The sequence below is a fragment of the Kitasatospora misakiensis genome (assembly GCF_042656005.1).
Taxonomy (GTDB): Bacteria; Actinomycetota; Actinomycetes; order Streptomycetales; family Streptomycetaceae; genus Kitasatospora; species Kitasatospora misakiensis.
On sequence record NZ_JBHSOF010000082.1, the window covers coordinates 1 to 22,619 of the forward strand.

Below are 22,619 nucleotides of genomic sequence, written 5' to 3' on the forward strand. Positions count from 1 at the left end.
CCGGCGCCCGGGTGCCCACCCAGAGCCGCCGCCCGCCGATCGCCGTCGAGCCGCCGTACCACGACCCGGCCCGCGAGCCGCGCCCCGCGCTGAGGGTCGGCCGCGGCGACATCGCCGCCATCCGCGCCGTCGGCGACCTGTTCCGGGCGCTGGACCACGCCTACGGCGGCGGCCACGCCCGCCAGGCGCTGGTCCGCTACCTGGAGAGCGAGGCCGAGCCGATGCTGCGCGGCCGCTACGGCGAGCAGATCGGCCGCGCCCTGTTCGGCGCCGTCGCCGACCTCACCCGACTGGCCGGCTGGACGTCCTTCGACATCGCCGCGCACGGCCTCGCCCAGCGCTACTTCGTCCAGGCGCTGCGGCTCTCCCAGGCCGCCGGGGACCGCGCGCTCGGCGGGTACGTCCTGGTGACGATGAGCCAGCAGGCCGTGCACCTCGGCCACGGCCGGGAGGCCGTCCAGCTGGCCAGGGTCGCCCAGCAGGGCGTGGGCACGGCGGTGCCGCCGACCGTGCAGGCGCTGCTGCACGCCGCCGAGGCGCGCGGGCACGGCCTGCTCGGCGACGTCCGCTCCTGCACCACGGCGCTGGTCCGGGCCGAGCGGGCGCTGGCGGCGGCCCGCACCGGTGACGACCTGCCGGCCTGGGCGCGGTTCTTCGACGAGGCGCAGCTCTCCGACGAGTTCGCGCACTGCTACCGGGACCTCCAGCAGTGGCGGACGGCCGCCCAGCACGCCGAGAAGTCGCTGCGGCTGCGCTCGCCCGCGTACGCCCGGAGCCGGATCTTCTGCCGGCTGGTGCTGGCCACCGCCCGGCTCGGCATGGGGGACCTCGACGAGGCCTGCGGCATGGCGACCGACGCGCTGCGCGCGGCGGGGGAGATGCGCTCGGCCCGGTCGCTGGAGTACGTGCGCGACTTCCACCGCCGGCTCACCCCGTACCGGGGCAGCCCGGTGGCCCGGGCGTTCGAGGAGACGGCCCGTCAGGCGGGGGTGATCTGAACCCGGGGGCTCCGGCCGTCCGGCGGAGTCACCAGTTTTCGAGGTTCATCAACTCCCGGCGTTCACCAGCTCTCGGCGTTCACCCGCGGCCGGTCGCCCGCCCCGGCGGCCGGCGGCCGGACGTCCCCGCGCAGCCGCTGCGCGCCCAGCGGGAACAGCAGCACCGAGAGCATGCCCGCGCCGACCAGCGCGGCCGCGGTCGAGGACGCCAGATGGCCGGCGTCCACCTCGATCGTGGTGATCACCACGACCAGCGGCAGCGCGGTCGCGCCGTAGAGCCCGAGCGCGCCCCGGTCGCGCCGCCCCAGCCCGGCGGGGGCGAGCAGCGCCGCGGGCAGTCCGCGCATGGCCAGCAGCAGGAGCAGGAAGACCGGGACGAGCAGCAGCGTGCCCGGATCGCCGAGCAGCGCGTCCAGGTCGAAGTTCATCCCGCTGACCACGAAGAAGACCGGGACGAGGAAGCCGAAGCCGATGCCCTCCAGCTTGGCCTCGATGACCTCCTCGGCGTGCTCGGGGATGTCGGAGAGCAGCAGCCGGGAGACGATGCCGGCGGTGAACGCGCCGAGCAGCATGTCGAGTTCCAGCCAGAGCGCGGCGGCGACCATGGTCGCGAGTACCAGGATCACGGTGCGCACGGCGAACTGGCCGGAGGTGCGCAGGGTGCGCCGGAGCAGCCGGGTGATCCAGGCGGGCCGCGGCCGCCGGGCGCCGGCGATCGCCACGGCGGTGATCACCGCGAAGGCGGCCAGGATGACGGCGGTGCGGCCCGGGCTGTTGCCGCTGAGCAGGACGGCGACCGCGATGATCGGCCCGAACTCGCCGACCGCGCCGGTGGCCATGACCAGCGCGCCGAACGGGGTGGGCAGTTCGCCGGCGTCGCGGAGGATCGGCAGGATGGTGCCGAGGGCGGTGGTGGTGAGCGCCAGCCCGGCGAAGGCGCCGTCCAGCGGGTCCGGGTTGACGAGCGCGCCGGCGACGAGCGCGATCGCCACGGTGATCAGCCAGGCGGTGCCGGCCCGGCGGAGCGGGCCGCCGCGCAGCTTGGCGAAGTCGATCTCGTAGCCGGCCAGGAACATCAGCATGGCCAGGCCGAACTGGGAGAGCGCGTCGACCAGGTCGTCGACGTGCGCCCAGTTCAGCACGTCGGGGCCGATCAGCACGCCGAGCAGGATCTCGAACACCACGGTGGGGACGGCGATCCACCGCAGCAGTCGGTCGGCGATCAGCGGAGCCGCCGCCGCGGCGGCGGGGACCAGGATCAGCGAGAGCGGCTGGACCTCGAAGTCGGCGCTCACCGGGCGCTCACCGGGTGGCCGACGGGGGAGCGGAGATCGTCCGATCAGCGGTCATATCGGCATATTGGCACGCGACCCGGCCACCTTCCGGGCAGCCGGGCGGCGTGCCGCGCACCCCGGGGGTGTCCCGCGCGGGACACCCCCGGGGCACGGCGTCGCCGCCGTCAGGCGGCCTCCGCCTCCCGCACGGTGACCGGCAGGCCGAGGTCGCGCGCCACGGCCTCCGCCGCGCGCCGCCCCGACACCAGCGCCCCCTGCACGCTGCTGGTGTCCCGGTGGTCGCCGCAGACGTACAGCCCGGCCAGCAGCCGCACCGGCCGCCGGGTGTTGTGCGGCGGCGGCATGGCGGGCACCGCGTCCGGCAGGTGCCGCACGCTCAGGAACTGCCAGCCGCCGGTCGGTGTGCCGTACAGCTCCGCCAGCCGGCCGCGCACGGCCGGTTCCAGCGCCGCCGGCCCGCCGGCGTCGAAGGTGCGGCGGCCGAGCACGGTGGTGGCGATCAGCGCCTGCCCGGCCGGGGCGTACGAGGGGTGCAGCTCGCTGAGCACCAGCGAGTGCGACACCAGGGACGGCTGCCCGCCCGGCCGGTCGCCGTCCAGCAGCAGGGCGGCCTCGCCCAGCGGGGTGCGGTCGGCCGCGTGGTAGAAGGTCGTGACGGGGTGGAAGTCCGGCAGCCGCAGGCCGGGCAGCAGGTCGGCGGCGGAGCGGGGGTCGGTCGCGACGATCACGGCCTGCGCGCCGATCCGCCCGTGGGCGGCGGTCTCCACGCCGTCGGCGGTGATCGAGGTGACCCGCACCCCGGTCCGGACGGTGCCGGCGGGCAGCGCGGCGGCCAACTGGGCCGGCACGGCCGCGATCCCGCCGGCGGGCAGACAGAGCCGGCCGCGCGCGTAGGAGCGGAGCACCAGCTCGGCGACCCGGCTGCTGGTGCCGAGGGCGGGGTCGCTCAGCAGGGCGCCGAGCAACGGCCGCAGCAGGCCCTCGACGGTGCGCGGAGCGAGCCCGCGGTCGCCGAGGGCCCGGGCGGTGGTGGTCTCCGGCCGGGCCTTCAGCCGGGCGGGCGGGGTGGTGGCGAGGCGGTTGAGCCAGCTGCCGAGGCGCGCCTTCTCCAGCGGACTGCCCAGCGGCGCCCGGGCGGCGGCCTGCCGGGCGGTGGTCAGCTGCGGGTCCCCGACCCGGTACCGGCGCCCGCCGTTGTGCACGAGTACGCCCGGCGTGAGCGGGCGCAGATCGAGGCGGGCGAGGTCGAGCGCGCGGCGCGGCTCGGGGAAGGCGGTGTTCAGCAGGTGGCTGCCGTGGTCGAGCCGGAAGCCGTCCAGCTCGTGGGAGGCCGCTCGGCCGCCGATCCGGTCCGCGGCCTCCAGGATCTGAACGGCGAGGCCCTGGCCGGTGAGCACGCGAGCGGCGGCGAGGCCGGCGAGGCCGGCTCCCACCACGACGACGTCCGGGTCGGACTGTCGACGGGTGCGGCGAGTGAAGTCGTACGTGGGCACGGGTGGCTCCCTCCCTGGTCCCGGGAATTTCGGGCCGGTGCAGGCAGCAAGGTGCTGGGACACGGTCCGACCGGTGTGATGCCCCGTCAGTACGAGGGTCAGACAAGCGCATCGGTGCCGAACCCGGCGGGGAAGGGGAGTGGCCGCATCCGGTGGCCGCCCGGTCACGGACTGTGCGCCTCTCGGGCCGCCTTTCCGCCGTACGGGCGCGCACGGTCACCAGGGGCGCGCAACGCGCCCACGACGTGCTCCCGTGCGCCCCCTTCCGGAGCCCTGCGCGGCAGCCGCTCGGGCTCCGCTCCGCATATGCCCGTGGCCAGGGCGGACGTCGTAGCGCGCCTACGCGGCGGGGCCGGACACGACCGCGCGCACCCGACCCCGCCGCAGACCGCCGTGGGCCGTCGCAGACGGCCGCCCCCGCCTCGGAAGAGCGCCGCCCGACCCGCCGTGGACGGCCGCCCCCCGCCTCAGAGCGCCGCCCGCACCGCCGAGTCGACGTCCGGGTGCTCGAAGCGGAAGCCCGCGTCCAGCAGCCGGCGCGGCACCGCCCGGTGGCTGCCGACCACCTCGACCGCCAGCTCGCCCAGTACCGCGTTCAGCACGGCCCGCGGCACCGGGAACGGCGTCGGCCGGCGCAGCACCCGCCCGAGCGCCGCCGTCAGCTCGGCGTTGGTCACCGGCTCCGGAGCGGTCAGGTTGACCGGTCCGCTGATGTCCTCCCGGTCGAGCAGGAAGCGCAGGGCCGCGATCTCGTCGGCGAGCGAGATGAAGCTCCAGTACTGCCGGCCGTCGCCGAGCCGCCCGCCGAGGCCCAGCCGGAACAGCGGGAAGAGCCGGCCGCCCGCGCCGCCGGCGGCGGAGAGCACCAGCCCGGTGCGCGGGTGGACCACCCGGATCCCGGCCCGCTCGGCCGGCCGGGCGGCGGCCTCCCACTCGACGCAGACCTCCGCCAGGAAGTCGTCCCCGGCGGGCGCGGACTCGTCGATCACCCGGTCCCCGGTCTGCCCGTAGTAGCCGACGGCCGAGGCGCTGAGGAGGACCTTCGGCGGTTCGGCCAGTCCGGCCAGCGCGGCGGCCAGGGTCTCGGTGCCGAGTACCCGGCTCTCCCGGATCTCCCGCTTGTAGGCGTCCGTCCACCGGTGGTCGCCGACGCCGGCGCCCGCCAGGTGCACGACCGCCTCGACGCCGGCCAGCCCGGCCCGGTCGACCTGGCCGAGCAGCGGGTTCCAGCCGATGGCGGTGGTGCCGTCCGGCTGCGGTCCGGTCTTCGAACGGTGGCGGACCAGCCGCACCACCTGGTGTCCGTCCGCCAGCAGCGAGCGGACGAGCGCCGAGCCGATCAGTCCCGTGGATCCTGTGACCGCGATTCTCATGGGCCCATCCTCGCAGCCGGGCGGCTGCCCGCCGCGGACCGGCGGTCCACGGAGGGCGCGGGAATTCCGTGTACGCCCCGGCGGAGGGTGATTAGCATGCCGCGCATGCGCGAATCCGATCAGCTGATCATCCGCCCCGCCCGGACCGAGGACGAGAAGGAGCTCGCCGTCCTCAACCGCACCACCTGGACCCCGCTGGCCGAGGTCGCCCCGAAGCCCGCCGAGGACGCGGGGGTGTTCGACGAGCGCCACAGCCCGGACCAGTTCCTCCTCGCCCTGCTCGACGACCGGCTCGTCGGCTACGTCCGGGTCGCCTCGCCGACCCCGCTGGCCAGCAACCGGCACGTGCGCCAGATCCAGGGCCTCGCGGTCGACACCGCCGCCCGCGGCCGGGGCATCGGCGTCGCGCTGGTCGAGGCGGCCTGCGGGGCCGCCCGGGAGCAGGGCGCCCGCCGGATCACCCTGCGGGTGCTCGGCCACAACGCGCCGGCCCGCGCCCTCTACGAGCGCTGCGGCTTCGTCGTCGAGGGCTCGCTCGCGGAGGAGTTCCTGATCGGGGACGTCTACGTCGACGACATCTGGATGGCCCGGCGGCTGACCGACTGACCGCCCGTCCCCACGCCCGCACCGCCAGCGCCGCCCACCCCGGAGGTGCTGACGAGACGTCAGATCCGGTACACGGGTGGTGCAGAGTCGTGACAGACCCACCCTGTCTGGAGCGTCACCCGGACGGGTAGGTTACGGCCGTGAGCAACTCGACGCCTCCCGGGTGGTACCCGGTACCGGGTGCGGACGGCACGGCCGGTCATGAGCGCTGGTGGGACGGCGCGGCCTGGACCAGTGACGTGCGCCCCGTCCAGGCGGGCGGCGGCCAGATTGCCGACGCCCCGACGCAGGTCTCCTGGCAGAGCCCCTCGGGGGGCTCCACGCCCACGCCGCCGTCCTACGGTTACGGTGCCCCGCAGCAGGGCCAGCCGGGGTACGGCTACCCGGCGCAGGGCCAGCCGGCCTACGGCTACCCGCCGGCCGCCTATCCGCCGCCCGCCCGGCCGAACCGGATGAAGGCCGGCACGGCCGTCGGCATCGCGGTCGGGGTCCTGGCCGTGGTCGGCGTGGTCGCGGCCATCGCGCTCAACAGCGGCGGCGACGGGCCCACCGCCAAGCCGACCCCGACGGTGGCCACCGTCACCGTCACCGACGCGCCGAGCCCGAGCGCCACCGCCCCGAGCCCGACCAGGTCGTCCCCGCCGCCGCCCAGCACGCCGCCGAAGCAGGTCCCGGTGCTCAAGGACACCGTGGCGGACCCGCAGCACGCCATCACCGTGCCGGTCTTCGACGGCTGGGAGGCGGTCACCGGCGGCACCCGCGCCACGGTCTCCCTCGGCACCGGCCAGTACACCTGCCCCGGCGGCGGCAACTGCATCCGCGGCCAGTTCTCGGTCGAGAAGGAGACCATCGAGGGCAGCACCGCCCGGGCGGCGGCCGAGGCGGCCATGCCGACCTACGCGGCGGCGATCTTCAACAACATCACCGGCCACACCGACGCGGGCTCGTCCAGCACCACGGTCGCGGGCATCGCCGGGTACGCGGTGCGCTGGCACGTCACCACCGCGGACGGCAGCAAGGGCTACATCCTGATGGTGGCCGTCCCGGCCAAGGGCGGCGGCTTCGTGGCCTTCGAGGGCGGGGTGGACGATGCCGCGGGCGCGCCCGACCCCTCGGTGCTGGACCAGATCCTCAAGGGGATCAAGCAGGACACCAGTACGGCGGCCGGCTCCACCACCTGAGCCGCCCGGGCGGGCCGACGGGGCTTTGTACGAAGGCCCCTCGGCCAGCCCGCTCCGGGCGGCGTCCCGGCGGCGTCAGTCCCCGTACCGCTCCCAGAGCTTGGGAAACCGTTTCGCCATGAGGTCCGGGTCGTCGAAGTCGAAGCCGGCCCCGGTCGGCTGCGCGGGCTGCCGCCCGCCCACCTCGGGCAGCGGCAGCCCGGTGAGCTGCTCGTACGCCTCGTCGGCCGCGTAGCCGAGGTCCTCGGCCTCGCCGTCCTCCTCCTCGTCGAACCCGGGCAGCAGGTCGGCCAGGTCGTCCGGCTCGTGCAGCCCGCCCTCGAAGACGTCCCGGCCCTGGCCGATCAGCCAGCAGCGGAAGTAGTCGAAGGAGTCCTCGGAGGCCCCGCCCAGCAGCAGGTAGGCCGCGCCCCAGAGGTCGTGGCGGTAGGCGCGCTGGAACCGGGCCTCGAAGAGCCGGGCGAAGTCGATGACGTCGTCCGGGGTCAGCTCGACGAGCCGCTCCACCAGACGGTCCGCCTGCTCGTCCGGGTCGCCCTCGGCGGCCTCCCGGGTGTCGTCGATGATCTGCCAGAAGTCGGTCTCGTCCATCACCGCTCCAGCATCCCTGTTCGGCCGCACGCGCGCATGCGAAGAGCGGGTGAATCACCCGGAACCACGCGAAAAACCCGGAACGGCGCGAAGCCCCCGCTGCCCCTCCCAGACCCCCGGACGCGCGGAACCCCGCGCCGTCCGGGGACGACGCGGGGTTCCGGTGCTGCCGGAGGAGGACCCTCGGCGGTGAGCCTTACAGGCCGAGCTCGACCTCGAACTCGCCGGCCTCCAGGATCTCCTTGACGGCCACCAGGTAGCGGGCGGCGTCGGCGCCGTCCACCAGGCGGTGGTCGTAGGAGAGCGACAGGTAGGTCATGTCACGGATGCCGATGGCGGTGCCGCCGTCGGCCTCGATGACGACCGGGCGCTTGACCGTCGCGCCGATGCCCAGGATCGCGGCCTGGTTCGGCGGCACGATGACGGTGTCGAACAGCGCGCCACGCGAACCGGTGTTGCTGATGGTGAAGGTGGCGCCGGACAGCTCGTCCGGGGTGATCTTGCTGTCGCGCACCTTGCCGGCCAGCTCGGCGGTCTTCTTGGAGATGCCGGCGATGTTGAGGTCGCCCGCACCCTTGATGACCGGGGTCATCAGACCCTTCTCCGAGTCCACCGCGATACCGATGTTCTCGGAGTCGAAGTAGGTGATGGTGCCCTCGGCCTCGTTGATCCGGGCGTTGATGACCGCGTGGGCCTTCAGCGCCTGGGCGGCGGCCTTGACGAAGAACGGCATCGGGGACAGCTTCACGCCCTCGCGGGCGAGGAAGGAGTCCTTGGCCTTGCCGCGCAGCGACATGATCTTGGTGACGTCCACCTCGACCACGCTGGTGAGCTGCGCCTGCTCGTGCAGGGCCTTCATCATGTTGTCGCCGATGACCTTGCGCATGCGGGTCATCTTGACCGTCTGACCGCGCAGGGCCGACGGCGCGGCGGCGGCCTTCGGCGCGGCGGCCGGGGCGGCAGCGGCGACCGGGGCGGCCTGCGCGGCGGCGGCCTTGGCGGCCTCGGCGGCGGCCAGGACGTCCTGCTTGCGGATGCGACCGCCGACACCGGTGCCGGTGACGGAGGCCAGCGCGACGCCGTGCTCGGCGGCGAGCTTGCGCACCAGCGGGGTGACGTAGGCGTCACCGGCGTCGGCCACCGGGGCGGCCGGCGCGGCCGGGGCAACCGGAGCCGGAGCGGCAACGGGGGCCGGGGCAGCCGGGGCGACCGGAGCCGGAGCGGCAACCGGAGCCGGAGCGGCCGGAGCGGCGGCGACCGGAGCCGGAGCCGGAGCCGGGGCAGCCGGGGCAACCGGAGCCGGAGCGGCCACCGGAGCGGCCGGAGCCGGAGCGGCAACCGGAGCCGGGGCAGCCGGAGCGGCCGGGGCCGGAGCGGCGGCGACCGCGCCGGCGGCACCGATCAGGGCGAGCTGGGCGCCGACCTCGGCGGTCTCGTCCTCGCCGACCAGGATCTTCACCAGGGTGCCGGCGACCGGCGACGGGATCTCGGTGTCGACCTTGTCGGTGGAGACCTCGAGCAGCGGCTCGTCGATCTCGACGGTGTCACCCTCGGCCTTCAGCCAGCGGGTGACGGTGCCCTCGGACACGCTCTCGCCCAGGGCGGGGAGCAGCACCGGGGTGGCGTCGCCGGCCGGGGCGGCCGGAGCGGCAACGGGGGCCGGGGCAGCCGGAGCGACCGGAGCCGGAGCGGCGACCGGAGCCTCCGCGACCGGGGTCGGAGCGGCCGGCGCGGCCTCGGCGACCGGCGCCGGGGCGGCCACCGGGGCGCCCGAGCCGTCGTCGATGATCGCGAGCTCGGCGCCGACCTCGACGGTCTCGTCCTCGCCGACCTTGATCGAGGCCAGAATGCCGGAGGCCGGGGCCGGGATCTCGGTGTCGACCTTGTCGGTGGAGACCTCGAGCAGCGGCTCGTCGACCTCCACGCGCTCACCCTCGGCCTTCAGCCAACGGGTGACGGTGCCCTCGGAAACGCTCTCGCCCAGCGCGGGCAGTGTTACTGAGACCGCCATGGTTTCAGCGACTCCTATCAAGTCTTGCGAACTGGAAGATGGGGGGTGTGGTGGGCGCGATCAGTCGTGCGCGTGCAGCGGCTTGCCGGCCAGCGCCAGGTGCGCCTCGCCCAGGGCCTCGGACTGGGTCGGGTGCGCGTGGATGAGCTGCGCGACCTCGGCCGGCAGAGCCTCCCAGTTGTAGATCAACTGGGCCTCGCCGACCTGCTCGCCCATGCGGGCGCCGACCATGTGGACGCCGACCACGGCGCCGTCCTTGACCTGGACGAGCTTGATCTCGCCGGCGGTCTTCAGGATCTTGCTCTTGCCGTTGCCGGCCAGGTTGTACTTGACGGTGACGACCTTCTCCTTGCCGTACAGCTCGACGGCCTTGGCCTCGGAGATGCCGACGGAGGCCACCTCGGGGTTGGAGTAGGTCACGCGCGGGACGCCGTCGTAGTCGATCGGCACCGGCTTGAGGCCGGCCAGCCGCTCGGCGACCAGGATGCCCTCGGCGAAGCCGACGTGGGCGAGCTGGAGGGTCGGGGCCAGGTCGCCGACGGCCGAGACGGTCGGCACGTTGGTGCGCATGTACTCGTCGACGAGGACGTAGCCGCGGTCCATCGCGACACCGTTCTCCTCGTAGCCGAGGCCGGCCGAGACCGGGCCGCGGCCGATGGCGACGAGCAGCAGGTCGGCGTCGATCTGCTTGCCGTTCTCGGTGGAGACGCGCACACCGGTCTCGGTGTACTCGACGCCCGAGAAGCGGGCCTTCAGCTCGAACTTGATGCCACGCTTGCGGAAGGCGCGCTCCAGCAGCTTGGAGGAGTTCTCGTCCTCCAGCGGAACCAGGTGCGGCAGGGCCTCGACGATGGTGACGTCGACGCCGAACGACTTCCAGACGGAGGCGAACTCGACACCGATCACGCCGCCGCCGAGGATGACGGCCGACTTCGGGATGCGGTCGAGCTTGAGGGCGTGGTCCGAGGAGATGACGCGGTTGCCGTCGATCTCCAGGCCCGGGATGGAGCGCGGCACGGAACCGGTGGCCAGGATGATGTGGCGGCCCTCGATGCGCTGGCCGTTGACGTCCACCGAGGTCGGCGAGGAGAGCTTGCCCTCACCCTGGACGAAGGTGACCTTGCGGGACGCCACGAGACCCTGGAGGCCCTTGTACAGGCCGGCGACGACGTCGTCCTTGTACTTGTGGACGCCGTTGATGTCGATGCCCTGGAAGGTGGCCAGCACGCCGAACTCGGCGGCCTCCTTCGTCTCGTCGGCGATCTCGGCCGCGTGCAGCAGCGCCTTGGTCGGGATGCAGCCGCGGTGCAGGCAGGTGCCGCCGAGCTCACCCTTCTCGACCAGGGCGACGCTCAGGCCCAGCTGGGCGCCGCGGAGCGCCGCGGCGTAACCGCCGCTTCCGCCTCCGAGAATGACTACGTCGAAAACGGTGCTGGCGTCGTTCGCCACGTCACGTCCTCCATGCAATGGGGTGTGGATCGCCGGGCCGGTCGCGGTCCGGTGGGTCGGAAGCCCTTGTGGGGCGCCCAGTCGTGCCGGAAATACATCTTCGCACTTGTTCGCGGCGGCTGATGTCCGGGTCCGCCCCAGGGGTGTCCCGAGGGGTGGCCGCAGGGGTGGGAATACCTCGGACGAAGGGGCATCGTCGCAGCTCAGGGCGATATTGACAGGGGGCGCGAGGAGGGTTCCCGAGCCCCTCGGGGCCGACGGTTCCGCACTGTGGAACAAAGTTTCGCCCGCAGCGAACAGAGGTGCGGCGCGCGTCCGCGTCCCCTACTGGCAGGTAACCCGCCCGGAACGCCGGACGGGGCCCGGCGCGCGTGCGCCGGACCCCGTCCGCGGTCGTGCCCGGCCGTCAGGCCTTGGCGCCCGCCGCGGTCTGCTCGGCGAAGCGGACCAGGGTGCGGACGGCGGTCGCGGTGCCGCCCTTCGGGGTGTAGCCGAACGGCGCGCCCTCGTGGAACGCCGGGCCGGCGATGTCCAGGTGCGCCCAGTCGACGCCCTCGGCCACGAACTCCTTCAGGAACAGGCCGGCCACCAGGCCGCCGCCCATCCGGTCGCCCATGTTGGCCAGGTCGGCGATGGTCGACTCGGTCATGCCCTTGCGCAGCTCGGCCGGCAGCGGCATCGGCCAGGACGGCTCGCCCACCTCGCCGGCGGCCGTGTGCAGGCTCTCGCGCAGCTCGTCGTTGTTGGCCATCACACCGAAGGTGCGGTTGCCCAGCGCCAGGATCATCGCGCCGGTCAGGGTCGCCACGTCGACGATGACGTCCGGGTTCTCCTCGCCGGCCCGCACGATGGCGTCGGCCAGCACCAGACGGCCCTCGGCGTCGGTGTTCAGCACCTCGACGGTCTTGCCGCCGTACATCCGCAGCACGTCACCCGGGCGGGTGGCCGAGCCGGACGGCATGTTCTCGGCCAGCGCCAGCCAGGCGGTGACGTTGACCTGGAGGCCGAGGCGCTTGGCGGCGACGACGGCGGCGAACACCGCGGCGGCACCGGCCATGTCGCACTTCATGGTCTCGTTGTGGCCGGCCGGCTTCAGCGAGATGCCACCCGAGTCGTAGGTGATGCCCTTGCCGACGAACGCCAGGGTGGCCTTGGCCTTCGGGTGGGTGTAGGCCACCTTCACCAGCCGCGGCGGGTTGACCGAGCCGTTGCCGACGCCCAGCAGGCCGCCGAAGCCGCCCTTGAGCAGCGCCTTCTCGTCCAGCACCTCGACCTTGAGGCCGTGCTCCTTGCCGGCCGCCTGGGCGAGCGCGGCGAAGGACTTCGGGTTCAGGTCGTTCGGGGCGGTGTTGACCAGGTCGCGGGCCCGGTTCATCTCCTCGCCGACGACCAGGGCGCGCTCGACGGCGGCCTTGGCGTCCTTGCTGCCCTTGCGGGTCGAGAGCAGCAGCAGCTCGCCGACCGGCTCCTTGCCGTTGCCGTTGGCCTTGTAGGTGCCGAACGCGTAGGTGCCGAGCAGACCGCCCAGCGCGACCGCCTCGACCTCCTCGGCGGACTCGGCCGGCAGGGCCAGCGCGACCTTCTTGCTGCCGGCCAGGGTGCGGGCGGCGACACCGGCGGCGCGGCGCAGGGCCTCCAGCTCGTACCCGCCCTCGGCGGCCTCGCCGAGACCGACCGCGAGCACGAGCGCGGCCTTCAGACCGGCCGGAGCGGGCACCTTGACGGCCTCGCCCTCGGCGCCGGACGCGCCCAGCGTGGCGAGAACCTCGGTCAGCTTGCCCTCGAACGCCTCGGCCACGGCCTCGGCGCCGGGGGCGAGCACGAGGCCCTTGGCGCCCTTCGCCACGCCGATCACCAGGGCGTCCGCGCGCAGCGAGGCGGCGGCGGAGGTGCTCACAGACAATGCAGTCACGTAATGCGTCCTGTTCTTATCGCGGTCCACGACCGGTCGCGGCGCGAGTGCCGCACCGGCGCAGCCCGGAGCCGCCGGTCCGGCCGACCGGCCGGTGTCCGCCGGACCCGGGACCCCTGGCTGCGCGCGCCCACCGCCGCGGCGGTCGCGCACACCAGAGGCCCCGGCGCCGCGACGAGCGCCGGACGGGCAGGACCTGCGACGGTGCAGGGCTGCGGTGCTCCCCGCATGGTAGTCCGCATGCTGGGATCACGCGCCGCCCGGTGTACCGCCTTTCGGCGCGGGGGCTTTGGCGTCCTCCTCAGCGCAGCAGCGCGAGGGCCAGCAGCGCACCGGTCGCGGCGGTCTCCGCCGTCGCGCCGAGCACGTCCCCGGTGATCCCGCCGAACCGGCGCACACAACGCCGCAGCAGCAGCCACCCGGCGCCGACGCCGAGCACAACCGCAAGTGGCAGGAGGAGGGCTGACCATCCGTCGGCCGCGCCGGCGAGCGCGAGCAGGACCGCCGCGCCGCCCGTCGAGGCGGCCGCCGCCCCCGGCGCGACCGTGCTCGCCACCATCGCGCCCAGCCCGCCGGGCCGGGCCGCCGGCACCGTCCGCAGACAGCCCCAGGCGAGCGCGCACCGCGCGGCCACCGCCGCCGTGAGCACCGCGAGCGCTCCGCGCGCCGGGGAGTGCGCGAACTCGCCGGCCAGCGCGGCCACCTGCCCGAGCAGCACGAGGACGAGGGTGAGGACGCCGAACGGGCCGATGTCCGACTGCTTCATGATCCGCAGCGCGTCCTCGGCCGGCTTCCCGCTGCCCAGGCCGTCCGCGACGTCCGCCAGGCCGTCCAGGTGCAGCCCCCGGGTGAGCACCGCGAGCACCCCGACGGCCGCGACCGCGCCGAGCAGACCGCCCGCGCGCCAGGCGACCAGCGCCCCCGCGCCCGCCGCGAGCGCCCCGAGCACCGCGCCGACCAGCGGCGCGGCCACCATCGCCCGCCCTCCGGACGCCCGGTCCCAGCGCTCGACCCGCACCGGCAGCACCGACAGCGTCCCGAACGCGAACCGCAGCCCGTCCCGCACCACCGACCACCCACTCCCGTCCACGAACCGCCCGCCCGAACCGCCCGCCCGACCCGCCCGCCCGCCCGGGGCGCGGCGGGCGCGCGCGGCGAAAGGGCCCGGGATCCGTCACCCTCGACGGATCCCGGGCCCCCAGCGCGTGCGCGCCCCTACAGCTTTCCGAGCAGCTCCGCCGCGGTCGGCAGCCGCGCCGGTTCCTTCGGCGCCGCCGGCACGAACGCCGTCGGCACCTGGTCGGCCAGCGTGTCCGCCGCGGCCTGGAGCAGCGGCAGCGCCATCAGCGCGCCGACGCCCTCGCCCATGGTGATCCCCTGCTCCTGGAGCGGCGTCAGGGTCAGCCGGTCGTACGCCTTCGCCTGGGCCGGCTCGCCGCTGGTCTGCCCGGCCCGCCACCACTCCGGCGCCCGGAACGCGATCCGCTGCGCGACCAGCGCGCAGGCCGCCGAGACGACGCCGTCCAGCACCACCGGCAGCTTCCGCACCGCGGCCTGCAGCAGGAACCCGGTGATCGCGGCGAAGTCCGCCCCGCCGGTGGCCCCGAGCAGCGCCAGCTGGTCGCCCAGCACCGGCCGCGCCCGCCGCAGCGAGTCGCGCACGGTCGCGCACTTGACCATCCACACCCGGTCGTCGACGCCCGAGCCGCGCCCGGTCACCGCCGCCGCGTCCGTCCCGCAGAGCGCGCCGACCAGCACCGCCGCCACCGTGGTCGAGCCGACCCCGAGGTCGCCCAGCACCACCAGGTCGGTTCCGGCGTCCGCCTCCTCGTCGGCGACGGCCATCCCGGCCCGGAACGCCGCGGCGGTCTCCTCGGGGCTCAGCGCGTCCTCGACGTCGATCCGTCCGGAGCCGCGCCGCACCCGGTGCGCCGTCACCTCGTCGGGGAAGTCCGCGACGTCGGCGTCGACCGCGACGTCCACCACCCGCACCTCGGCGCCGAACCGCCGGGCCAGCAGCGCGACCGGCGCGGTGCCGTCGAGCACGGCCCGTACGCGCGCCGCCGTCCCGCCCTGGGCGGGCAGCCGGGACACCCCGAGACCGGCCACCCCGTGGTCGGCGGCGAACAGCACCACCTTGGGCGCCGTCAGCGGCCGCACCGGGGAGCGCCCCTGCACGGAGGACAGCCAGGCGCCCAGCTCCTCCAGCTTGCCGAGGCCGCCCAGCGGCCGGTCCAGCTCCTGCCACCGCTCCTCGGCGGCGCGCCGGGCGCTCTCGTCGGGGCGTTCGACGAGCGAGGAGAACGTATCGAGATCCACGGTCGTGTCCATCGTCCGGAAGGCTACACGCCGCGGGTGTGCACCGGGTCGGAGCGCCCCCGGAGCGAAGAGGGGTGCAGGTGTTCAGCCGACGGCGGGCTTGACGGTGAGAACCTGCCCCGCCACCACCAGCAGCACACGCTCGGAGGCGTCGGCGACCGCCATGTTCAGCCGGCCCAGGGTGTCGCGGAACCGCCGGCCGGAGGCGGTGGCCGGGACGACGCCCATGCCGACCTCGTTGCTGACCGCCACGACCTGCCGCCGGGTGCCCGCCCAGGCCTCCGCCAGCGCCGTGCAGCGCCCCTGCACCGCAGCCTCGCCGCCGTCCCGCCAGACCTCGTCGTCCCAGGCGCCGCACTCGTCCATCACCGCGGTGAGCCAGAGCGCCAGGCAGTCGATCAGCACCGGCGCCGGATCGGCGGTGTCGGCCAGGACGGTCTCCAGGTCGCAGGTCTCGACGGTGCGCCAGCTAGCCGGACGCCGGTCCCGGTGCAGCGCGACCCGCTGCGCCCACTCCGCGTCGCCGTCCCGGGTGCCGCTGGTGGCCACGTACAGCACGTCGGCGTGCCGGGCGAGCAGCTGCTCGGCCCTGGTCGACTTGCCGGACCGGGCGCCGCCGAGGACGAGGGTGCGGGGGAGCGCGGCGTCAGGTGTCATGCACCCCATCCTCGCGCACCGCGCATACCGAAGATCCGGCCGGGCAACCTGAGGGCAGGTCCTCTCTTTCGGATCACGACCGCCTGGCGTGATCCGAAAGAGAGGACCTAGGGTGCGCAGCACAGCGCATCGCTGGTCGTCGGCGGGAGGAGCCGGGCATGGTCTGGACGTGGCGGTACGAGAAGGCGGACGGCAGCGAGGTCGCCCCGGGCAACGGGCAGGCGGAGGAGTTCGCCGGCCAGGGGGACGCGGAGACCTGGATCGGGGAGAACTGGAAGCAGTTGGCCGAGGACGGCGTGGACCGCGCCGTGCTGCTGGACGACGGCCGCGAGATCTACTCCATGAGCCTGCACGAGGGCTGATCCGGCCCGTGCGGGGGGCCGCTCGCGATCGCGCGAGCGGCCGGGGGTGCCAAACGGTCAGCCGGTACCGGGGCTACTTCATCCCGATGACGTGCAGCAGCGCGGCGACCTGCCGGTACGGGTCGGTGCGGCCGGCCCGCTCCTCGGCCTCCAGCAGCTGGGCGAGCTGCCGGCCGTCCACGGGCGGCGCGTCGTCGGGGGCGCTGTCGGTGAGGACCCGGACGCCGTACCAGTGCCGCAGCGGCACGGACACCTCGGAGAGGGTGACGGCGAGGTCGCCGATCCGGTCGGCGCGGGCCGCCAGACCGAGCCGGTTGTAGTACCGGTCGCTCTCGAAGGCGTGCAGGGCGGCCCGCCAGTCGCCGGCGGCGGCGGGCCGCAGGGCGAGCGCGTCGCGGTTGCGGACCACCAGCGAGAGCAGCCCGCCGGGGGCGAGCAGCCGGGCCAGCGAGGCGATCATCGGATCGGGGTCGGGCAGGTACATCAGGACGCCGTGGCAGAGCACGACGTCGAAACTGCGGGCCCCGAACCAGCGGCCGCACTGGTGGCCGTCGCCGATGAGCAGCTGGATCCGCTCCCGGACGGCCTCGGACTCCTCGGCGAGCGCCTCCTGGGCGGCGCCGAGCGCGGCCGGGTCGGAGTCGATGCCGGTGACGTAGTGGCCGGCCCGCGCCAGCCGCAGGGCCTGGGTGCCCTGGCCGCAGCCGATGTCGAGGACGCGCTGCGCGGTGCGGCCGGTGAGCTGCTCGGCGAGCTGCCGGGCGACCATCTCCTGCCGGACGAGGTTGCGCAGGGTGCCGGAGCGCCCCTGCGAGGGGCCGGTGGCGCCGGCGAAGGCGCCGCTGCGCGAGGGCAGCCGCTTCTCGTGGCCGGCGCGGTCGTACCCGGCGCGGTCGTCCGCGGCCCGCTCGTCCGTAGTCCGGTAGTCCGCGGTCCGGTCGTACCCGGTCAGCTCGTGACCGGTCCGCTCCTGGCCGGGCCGCTCGTACCCGCCGCGCTCCGGGTGGAGCCGGTCGTGGCCGCCGCCGCCCTGGCCGGGGAGCGCGTACAGGCCGGGCCCGTCCCACAGGGGAGGGGCCCAGCCGGAGTCCACCGGTTCGGCGGTCAGGGCTTCTCCCCGCGCCGCACCTGCGGCTTGGGCAGTCGCAGCCGGCGCATCTGCAGGATGCGCATCAGGCCGTAGGCGACCGCGCCGCGGGTGTTCTGCCCGGCGAAGCGCTCGGCGAGCTGCTTGCGCAGGCCGAGGCCCAGCCGGACGAAGTCCAGGATCACCAGGACGAAGAAGAGCAGGAACAGCAGCGTGGAGAGCAGCTGCAGGGCCGGCACCTTCACGATGCTGAGCACCAGGATGAGGACGGCGGCGGGCAGGAAGAACTCGGCGAGCGACCAGCGGGCGTCCACGTAGTCGCGGGTGAACTTCCGTACCGGGCCCTTGTCACGGGCCGGCAGGTGGCGTTCGTCGCCGTCCATCAGCGCCTGGCGCTGCTTCTCGCGTTCGGAGCGCATCCGCTCGCGGGCCTGGCGGGAGGCCTCCTTGCGGTCCTTGGGCACGGTGACCCGGGTGCGGCGGTGGGCCTCGGCCTCGCTGCGCTTGGGCGTGGGCCGGCCCTTCTTCGCCTGCGGGTCGCGGGCCTGGGTCTTCTCGTCCTGCTTCTCCAGCACGGCGGCGGAGGCGGCGGCATCATCTGAACGGCGTCGGAACACACCACCAGCGTACGGGGTGCGCGGGAGGTTCTTCCGGTCGCCCGGGAACCGAACGGGTATCGATCGCGTCCCGGACCGGCCGCGCCGGGGTGCTCCGGGGGTTTCCCGTAGGGGATCACTCCGCTGACCGGCGGGTGGAATGAGGGCGGGATCCACCCCGCGGATGAGGTTCCCGGGACCGAGCTGTAGCAGGCTTGTTGCAGGCAGGTGCACTGCGGCGACGGGCTCGCTGCACATACACTCGTCGTGTCTGGTAAGAGACAGAGACCGCAGGCCGGAGAAGGGGGCACCCGAGGCCCATGAGCGACGGAATCATGAAGCGTATGGGGCTGATCTTCCGCTCCAAGGCGAACAAGGCCTTGGACCGGGCGGAGGATCCGCGTGAGACGCTCGATTATTCGTACCAGAAGCAGCTTGAGCTGCTGCAGAAGGTGCGTCGTGGCGTCGCGGACGTGGCCACCTCGCGCAAGCGCCTGGAGCTCCAGCTGACCCAGCTGCAGCAGCAGTCGGCGAAGTACGAGGACCAGGGCCGCAAGGCCCTCTCGCTCGGCCGGGAGGACCTCGCCCGCGAGGCGCTGACCCGCAAGGCGAACATGCAGTCCCAGATCAACGACCTGGAGGTGCAGTACCAGCAGCTCCAGGCCGAGGAGGAGAAGCTCACGCTCGCCTCCCAGCGGCTGCAGGCCAAGGTCGACGCCTTCCGCACCAAGAAGGAGACGATCAAGGCCACCTACACCGCGGCCCAGGCGCAGACCCGGATCGCCGAGTCCTTCTCCGGAATCTCGGAGGAGATGGGCGATGTCGGCCTCGCGATCCAGCGGGCCGAGGACAAGACCGCGCAGATGCAGGCCCGGGCCGGTGCGATCGACGAGCTGCTGGCCTCCGGCGCGCTCGACGACGCCAGCGGTCTCGGCCGCAAGGACGACATCGAGGCCGAGCTGGAGCGGGTGGCCGGCGGTTCCGACGTCGAGCTGGAGCTGGCCCGGATGAAGGCCGAGCTGACGGGCGGCTCGCCGGCCGCCGGCCCGCAGGCGATCGAGCAGGGCCGCCCGCAGGACGCCGCGCCGCAGCAGCAGGACAACCCGCGGATCAACTACAACAAGTGAAGACGATCGGCATCTGACCTGAGCTCCACCCCGGGAACACCTCCGGGAACATCCCCAGGAACAGGGAGACGCACGGCATGATCATGAGGGTCATGGGTGAGGGGCAGTTCGAGGTGGGCGAGACCCACCTGAACCGGCTCAACGAGCTCGACGACGAGCTTCTCACCGCACTGGAGTCGGGGGACGAGGAACACTTCCGCCGGGCGCTCGTCGAGCTGCTCGGCGCCGTGAAGACGTTCGGCACCCCGCTGCCGGACGATTCGCTGGAACCGTCCGACCTGATCCTGCCGGACGTCGAGGCGACCATCGACCAGGTCCGCGAGCTGCTGCGGGCCGAGGGCGACGGTCTCATCCCGGGCATTCCCGAGTAGCCGCCGTCTCGCGCCAGACACCGAGGGCGGGCCCCCTCCGCACGGAGGGGGCCCGCCCTTGTCGGTGTCCGCGGTGTCCGCCGCGGCGAACCGGTGCGGACCGGCCGCGGCGAACCGCTACGGCAGGGCCAGCATCCGGTCCAGCGCCGCCTTGGCGTACCGCTCGGTCTCCGGGTCGACGGTGATCACGTTCGGCACCCGGCCCTCGACCAGCGACTCCAGCGCCCAGACCAGGTGCGGGAGGTCGATCCGGTTCATGGTGGAGCAGAAGCAGACCGCGCGGTCCAGGAAGACGATCTCCTTGTCCGGGTGCGCCTTGGCGAGGCGGCGGACCAGGTTGAGCTCGGTGCCGATGGCCCACTTCGAGCCGGGCTCGGCGGCGTCCAGCGCCTTGATGATGTACTCGGTCGAGCCGACCATGTCCGCGGCCGAGACGACCTCGTGCCGGCACTCCGGGTGCACCAGGACGTTGACGCCGGGGATCCGCTCGCGCACGTCGTTCACCGAGTCCAGGGTGAACCGGCCGTGCACCGAGCAGTGGCCGCGCCAGAGGATCATGCGGGCGTCCCGCAGCTGCTCGACGGTCAGGCCGCCGTTGGGCTTGTGCGGGTTGTAGACGACGCAGTCGTCCAGCGAGAAGCCCATGTCGCGCACGGCGGTGTTGCGGCCGAGGTGCTGGTCGGGCAGGAACAGCACCTTCTGGCCCTGCTCGTACGCCCACTCCAGCGCCCGCTGGGCGTTGGAGGAGGTGCAGATGGTGCCGCCGTGCCGGCCGGTGAAGGCCTTGATGTCGGCGGAGGAGTTCATGTACGAGACCGGGACGGTCACGTCGGCTATGCCGGCGTCGGTCAGCACGTCCCAGCACTCGGCGACCTGCTCGGCGGTGGCCATGTCGGCCATCGAGCAGCCCGCGGCGAGGTCCGGCAGGACGACCTGCTGGTTCTCGCCGGTGAGGATGTCGGCCGACTCGGCCATGAAGTGCACGCCGCAGAAGACGATGAACTCGGCCTCCGGGCGGGCCGCCGCGTCCCTGGCGAGCTTGAAGGAGTCGCCGGTGACGTCGGCGAACTCGATCACCTCGTCGCGCTGGTAGTGGTGGCCCAGGATGAAGACGCGGTCGCCGAGCGCGGCCTTGGCGGCGCGGGCGCGCTCGACCAGGTTCGGGTCGGAGGCCGGGGGGAGGTCGCCGGGGCACTCGACGCCGCGCTCGCTGTTCGGGTCGGCCTCGCGGCCGAGCAGCAGCAGAGCGAGCGGCGTCGGGGTGGGGTCGACGCCGTAGGTCTCGGTGATGGTGGTGGTCACGGGCGAGTGCCCTTCTGTGCGGCCGATCAAGTGGTGCGGCCTTTTCGTCTATCTGACGCAATCTATGATAACCGGTTAGCGTCAGAGTGACGATGGCCATCCTGTCGATGTGACGAGAACCGCTCGCCGGTTCGGAGCCTTCCCTGGCGCCTCCGGCGTGGCCGGAACGGGATCCGGGCCCGGCCGGGTTTCGCTGGTGGCATGAAGGCAATCGTGATCCGCCGCTACGGCGGCCCCGAGGTGGTCGAGTACACCGACCTGCCCGACCCGAAGGTCGGCCCGGACTCCGTGCTGGTGCAGGTCAGGGCGGCCGGGGTGAACCCGGTCGACTGGAAGGTGCGCGACGGGCGGCTGGACGGCCTGCTCGACGCGCACTTCCCGCTGGTGCCGGGCTGGGACGCGGCGGGCGTGGTCCGCGCGGTGGGCGGCGGGGTCACCGAGTTCGCCCCCGGCGACGAGGTCTACGGCTACGTCCGCAAGGACGCGGTCGAGCACGGCACCTACGCCGAACTGGTCGCCGCGCCGGTCCGCACCCTGGCCCGCAAGCCGGCCGCGCTGGACTGGGCGCAGGCCGGCGGACTGCCGCTGGCCGGGCTGACCGCCCTCCAGGCGCTGCGGGCGGTGGGCGTGGGCGCCGGCGACACCGTCCTGGTGCACGCCGCCGCCGGTGGGGTGGGCCACCTGGCCGTCCAGCTCGCCCGGGCCTTCGGCGCCCGGGTGATCGGCACCGCCGGCGAGCGCAACCACGCCTATCTGCGCGGGCTCGGCGCCGAGCCGGTCCGGTACGGCGAGGGGCTGGCCGACCGGGTCCGGGCGCTGGCCCCGGAGGGTGTGGACGCCGCGCTCGACCTGGTCGGCGGGGACGCCGTCGAGGTCTCGGCCGGACTGGTCGCCGACCCGGCGCGGATCGCCTCGGTCGCCGACTTCGGGGTGAAGGCCCGCGGCGGCCGGTACGTCTGGGCCCGCCCGGACGCCGCGGGGTTGGCCGAGCTGGCCGCGCTCGCCGACGAGGGGCGGCTGACCGTGACCGTCGCCTCCACCTTCCCGCTCGCCCAGGCCGCCTCCGCCCAGGCGCTCAGCGCCGAGGGCCGCACCCGGGGCAAGATCGTCCTGCTCACCGCCTGACGCGGTGGCGCGCCAGCGGTGGTCCGGCGACCACCGGCGGCGTACCGGAACCGACGGACGGAAGCCCCCGTTCCGTCATCCGCCAGCGGTGAGCTCGCTCCTGTCATCCGCCAGAATGGGTGCCGAACCGTTTCGGCGGGCCCCCGCCGCTTCCCGGCGGTGGCCGTCCCGCCCCCGCCCCCGATCCCGCCCCCGCCCCCGATCCCAACGCCGCACGACCCGTGGAGCCCCGCACCGATGAGCAGCAGCCGAGCGCACGAGACGGTCGGGGCCTCCCTGGACGAGACCGACCGCCTCCTCCTCGCCCGGCTGGCCGGCGACGGCCGCGCCTCCTACGCGGAGATCGGCCTCCAGGTGAACCTCTCCGCCACCGCCGTGCGCCGCCGGATCGACCGGCTGCGGGCGCGCGGGGTGGTCCGCGGCTTCACCGTGGTGCTCGACCCCTCGGTGCTCGGCTGGCAGACCGAGGCCTTCGTCGAGGTCTACTGCCGCGAACGGACCGCCCCCGAGGAGATCCTCGCCAGCCTGCGCCAGTTCCCCGAGGTGGTCGCCGCCTGGACGGTCACCGGCGACCCGGACGCCCTGGTCCACCTGCGGGCCGCCGACATGCGCCACCTGGAGGCGGTCATCGAGCGGATCCGCCGCGAGCCCGGCGTCCAGCGCAGCCGCTCCTCCGTCGTCCTCTCCCAGCTGATCGGGTAGCTCTTGTCCTAGGGCCCGTCTTCAAACCCCCGCCTGCGGGCCGACGCCGGGGCACGCACCTC

19 protein-coding genes and 2 pseudogenes are annotated in these 22,619 nt (G+C 74.3%); 8 read left to right on the forward strand and 13 right to left on the reverse strand.

Going from position 1 to position 22,619, the window contains the following annotated elements:
* Positions 1 to 998 (forward strand): annotated as a pseudogene (locus ACFP3U_RS34870) (regulator); the annotation flags it as partial.
* Between the two features lie 62 nt (positions 999 to 1,060).
* Here the strand turns inward: ACFP3U_RS34870 and ACFP3U_RS34875 are convergent.
* From ACFP3U_RS34875 to ACFP3U_RS34885, 3 genes are all read right to left on the reverse strand, one after another.
* Entirely contained in the window at positions 1,061 to 2,293 is a 1,233-nt protein-coding gene (locus tag ACFP3U_RS34875) for a cation:proton antiporter (protein WP_380229785.1), read from the reverse strand.
* A gap of 164 nt (positions 2,294 to 2,457) precedes the next feature.
* Positions 2,458 to 3,786, reverse strand: coding sequence for an FAD-dependent oxidoreductase (locus tag ACFP3U_RS34880; protein WP_380229786.1), 1,329 nt, complete (start codon positions 3,784 to 3,786; stop codon positions 2,458 to 2,460).
* A gap of 467 nt (positions 3,787 to 4,253) precedes the next feature.
* On the reverse strand, positions 4,254 to 5,159 hold the full coding sequence (locus ACFP3U_RS34885; protein ID WP_380229787.1) for a TIGR01777 family oxidoreductase: 906 nt from the start codon (positions 5,157 to 5,159) through the stop codon (positions 4,254 to 4,256).
* Positions 5,160 to 5,255: 96 nt separating this feature from the next.
* Between ACFP3U_RS34885 and ACFP3U_RS34890 the strand changes: the two genes are divergently transcribed.
* Positions 5,256 to 5,765 (forward strand): GNAT family N-acetyltransferase, encoded by a 510-nt coding sequence (locus tag ACFP3U_RS34890; RefSeq protein ID WP_380229788.1) that lies wholly within the window; start codon positions 5,256 to 5,258, stop codon positions 5,763 to 5,765.
* 140 nt (positions 5,766 to 5,905) lie between these two features.
* Complete coding sequence (locus tag ACFP3U_RS34895) at positions 5,906 to 6,946, forward strand: DUF2510 domain-containing protein (protein WP_380229789.1); 1,041 nt, start codon at positions 5,906 to 5,908, stop codon at positions 6,944 to 6,946.
* A gap of 75 nt (positions 6,947 to 7,021) precedes the next feature.
* On the opposite strand, the gene ACFP3U_RS34900 is transcribed toward ACFP3U_RS34895, so the two are convergent.
* The 7 genes and pseudogenes from ACFP3U_RS34900 to cobU all read right to left on the reverse strand — a co-directional run.
* Positions 7,022 to 7,537 (reverse strand): DUF4240 domain-containing protein, encoded by a 516-nt coding sequence (locus ACFP3U_RS34900; RefSeq protein WP_380229790.1) that lies wholly within the window; start codon positions 7,535 to 7,537, stop codon positions 7,022 to 7,024.
* A 196-nt stretch (positions 7,538 to 7,733) separates the two neighbouring features.
* Positions 7,734 to 9,548, reverse strand: a complete 1,815-nt coding sequence (gene sucB / locus ACFP3U_RS34905; RefSeq protein WP_380229791.1) for a 2-oxoglutarate dehydrogenase, E2 component, dihydrolipoamide succinyltransferase — start codon at positions 9,546 to 9,548, stop codon at positions 7,734 to 7,736.
* A 60-nt stretch (positions 9,549 to 9,608) separates the two neighbouring features.
* The gene (lpdA, locus tag ACFP3U_RS34910; protein ID WP_107053413.1) at positions 9,609 to 11,015 is read right to left on the reverse strand and encodes a dihydrolipoyl dehydrogenase; all 1,407 of its coding nucleotides are present in this window, start codon (positions 11,013 to 11,015) and stop codon (positions 9,609 to 9,611) included.
* Between the two features lie 388 nt (positions 11,016 to 11,403).
* A complete protein-coding gene (locus ACFP3U_RS34915; protein ID WP_380229792.1) occupies positions 11,404 to 12,909 on the reverse strand; it encodes a leucyl aminopeptidase in 1,506 nt (501 codons plus the stop codon).
* Positions 12,910 to 13,210: 301 nt separating this feature from the next.
* A complete protein-coding gene (locus ACFP3U_RS34920) occupies positions 13,211 to 13,999 on the reverse strand; it encodes an adenosylcobinamide-GDP ribazoletransferase (RefSeq protein WP_380229793.1) in 789 nt (262 codons plus the stop codon).
* A gap of 125 nt (positions 14,000 to 14,124) precedes the next feature.
* Positions 14,125 to 15,240, reverse strand: a complete 1,116-nt coding sequence (locus ACFP3U_RS34925; RefSeq protein ID WP_380229794.1) for a nicotinate-nucleotide--dimethylbenzimidazole phosphoribosyltransferase — start codon at positions 15,238 to 15,240, stop codon at positions 14,125 to 14,127.
* 72 nt (positions 15,241 to 15,312) lie between these two features.
* A pseudogene (gene cobU, locus ACFP3U_RS34930) lies at positions 15,313 to 15,861 on the reverse strand (bifunctional adenosylcobinamide kinase/adenosylcobinamide-phosphate guanylyltransferase); the annotation flags it as partial.
* A gap of 182 nt (positions 15,862 to 16,043) precedes the next feature.
* Here cobU and ACFP3U_RS34935 point away from each other — a divergent pair.
* Positions 16,044 to 16,247, forward strand: coding sequence for a hypothetical protein (locus ACFP3U_RS34935; RefSeq protein WP_380229795.1), 204 nt, complete (start codon positions 16,044 to 16,046; stop codon positions 16,245 to 16,247).
* Positions 16,248 to 16,320: 73 nt separating this feature from the next.
* Here the strand turns inward: ACFP3U_RS34935 and ACFP3U_RS34940 are convergent, their stop codons facing one another.
* Together ACFP3U_RS34940 and ACFP3U_RS34945 are read right to left on the reverse strand one after the other, a co-directional pair.
* Positions 16,321 to 17,016: a class I SAM-dependent methyltransferase gene (locus ACFP3U_RS34940; protein ID WP_380229801.1), complete on the reverse strand. Its 696-nt coding sequence runs from the start codon at positions 17,014 to 17,016 to the stop codon at positions 16,321 to 16,323.
* 335 nt (positions 17,017 to 17,351) lie between these two features.
* Complete coding sequence (locus ACFP3U_RS34945; protein WP_380229796.1) at positions 17,352 to 17,951, reverse strand: DUF3043 domain-containing protein; 600 nt, start codon at positions 17,949 to 17,951, stop codon at positions 17,352 to 17,354.
* A 299-nt stretch (positions 17,952 to 18,250) separates the two neighbouring features.
* On the opposite strand from ACFP3U_RS34945, the gene ACFP3U_RS34950 reads away from it, so the two are divergent.
* Together ACFP3U_RS34950 and pspAA are read left to right on the forward strand one after the other, a co-directional pair.
* Positions 18,251 to 19,057: a PspA/IM30 family protein gene (locus ACFP3U_RS34950; RefSeq protein ID WP_380229797.1), complete on the forward strand. Its 807-nt coding sequence runs from the start codon at positions 18,251 to 18,253 to the stop codon at positions 19,055 to 19,057.
* 77 nt (positions 19,058 to 19,134) lie between these two features.
* A complete protein-coding gene (gene pspAA, locus ACFP3U_RS34955; RefSeq protein WP_380229798.1) occupies positions 19,135 to 19,428 on the forward strand; it encodes a PspA-associated protein PspAA in 294 nt (97 codons plus the stop codon).
* Between the two features lie 117 nt (positions 19,429 to 19,545).
* Here pspAA and nadA read toward each other — a convergent pair whose 3' ends face one another.
* Positions 19,546 to 20,730, reverse strand: coding sequence for a quinolinate synthase NadA (gene nadA, locus ACFP3U_RS34960; protein WP_380229799.1), 1,185 nt, complete (start codon positions 20,728 to 20,730; stop codon positions 19,546 to 19,548).
* Positions 20,731 to 20,931: 201 nt separating this feature from the next.
* Between nadA and ACFP3U_RS34965 the strand changes: the two genes are divergently transcribed.
* On the forward strand, positions 20,932 to 21,855 hold the full coding sequence (locus ACFP3U_RS34965; RefSeq protein ID WP_380229800.1) for an NADP-dependent oxidoreductase: 924 nt from the start codon (positions 20,932 to 20,934) through the stop codon (positions 21,853 to 21,855).
* A 237-nt stretch (positions 21,856 to 22,092) separates the two neighbouring features.
* On the forward strand, positions 22,093 to 22,557 hold the full coding sequence (locus ACFP3U_RS34970) for an Lrp/AsnC family transcriptional regulator (protein WP_344345500.1): 465 nt from the start codon (positions 22,093 to 22,095) through the stop codon (positions 22,555 to 22,557).
* Positions 22,558 to 22,619 lie beyond the last annotated feature (62 nt).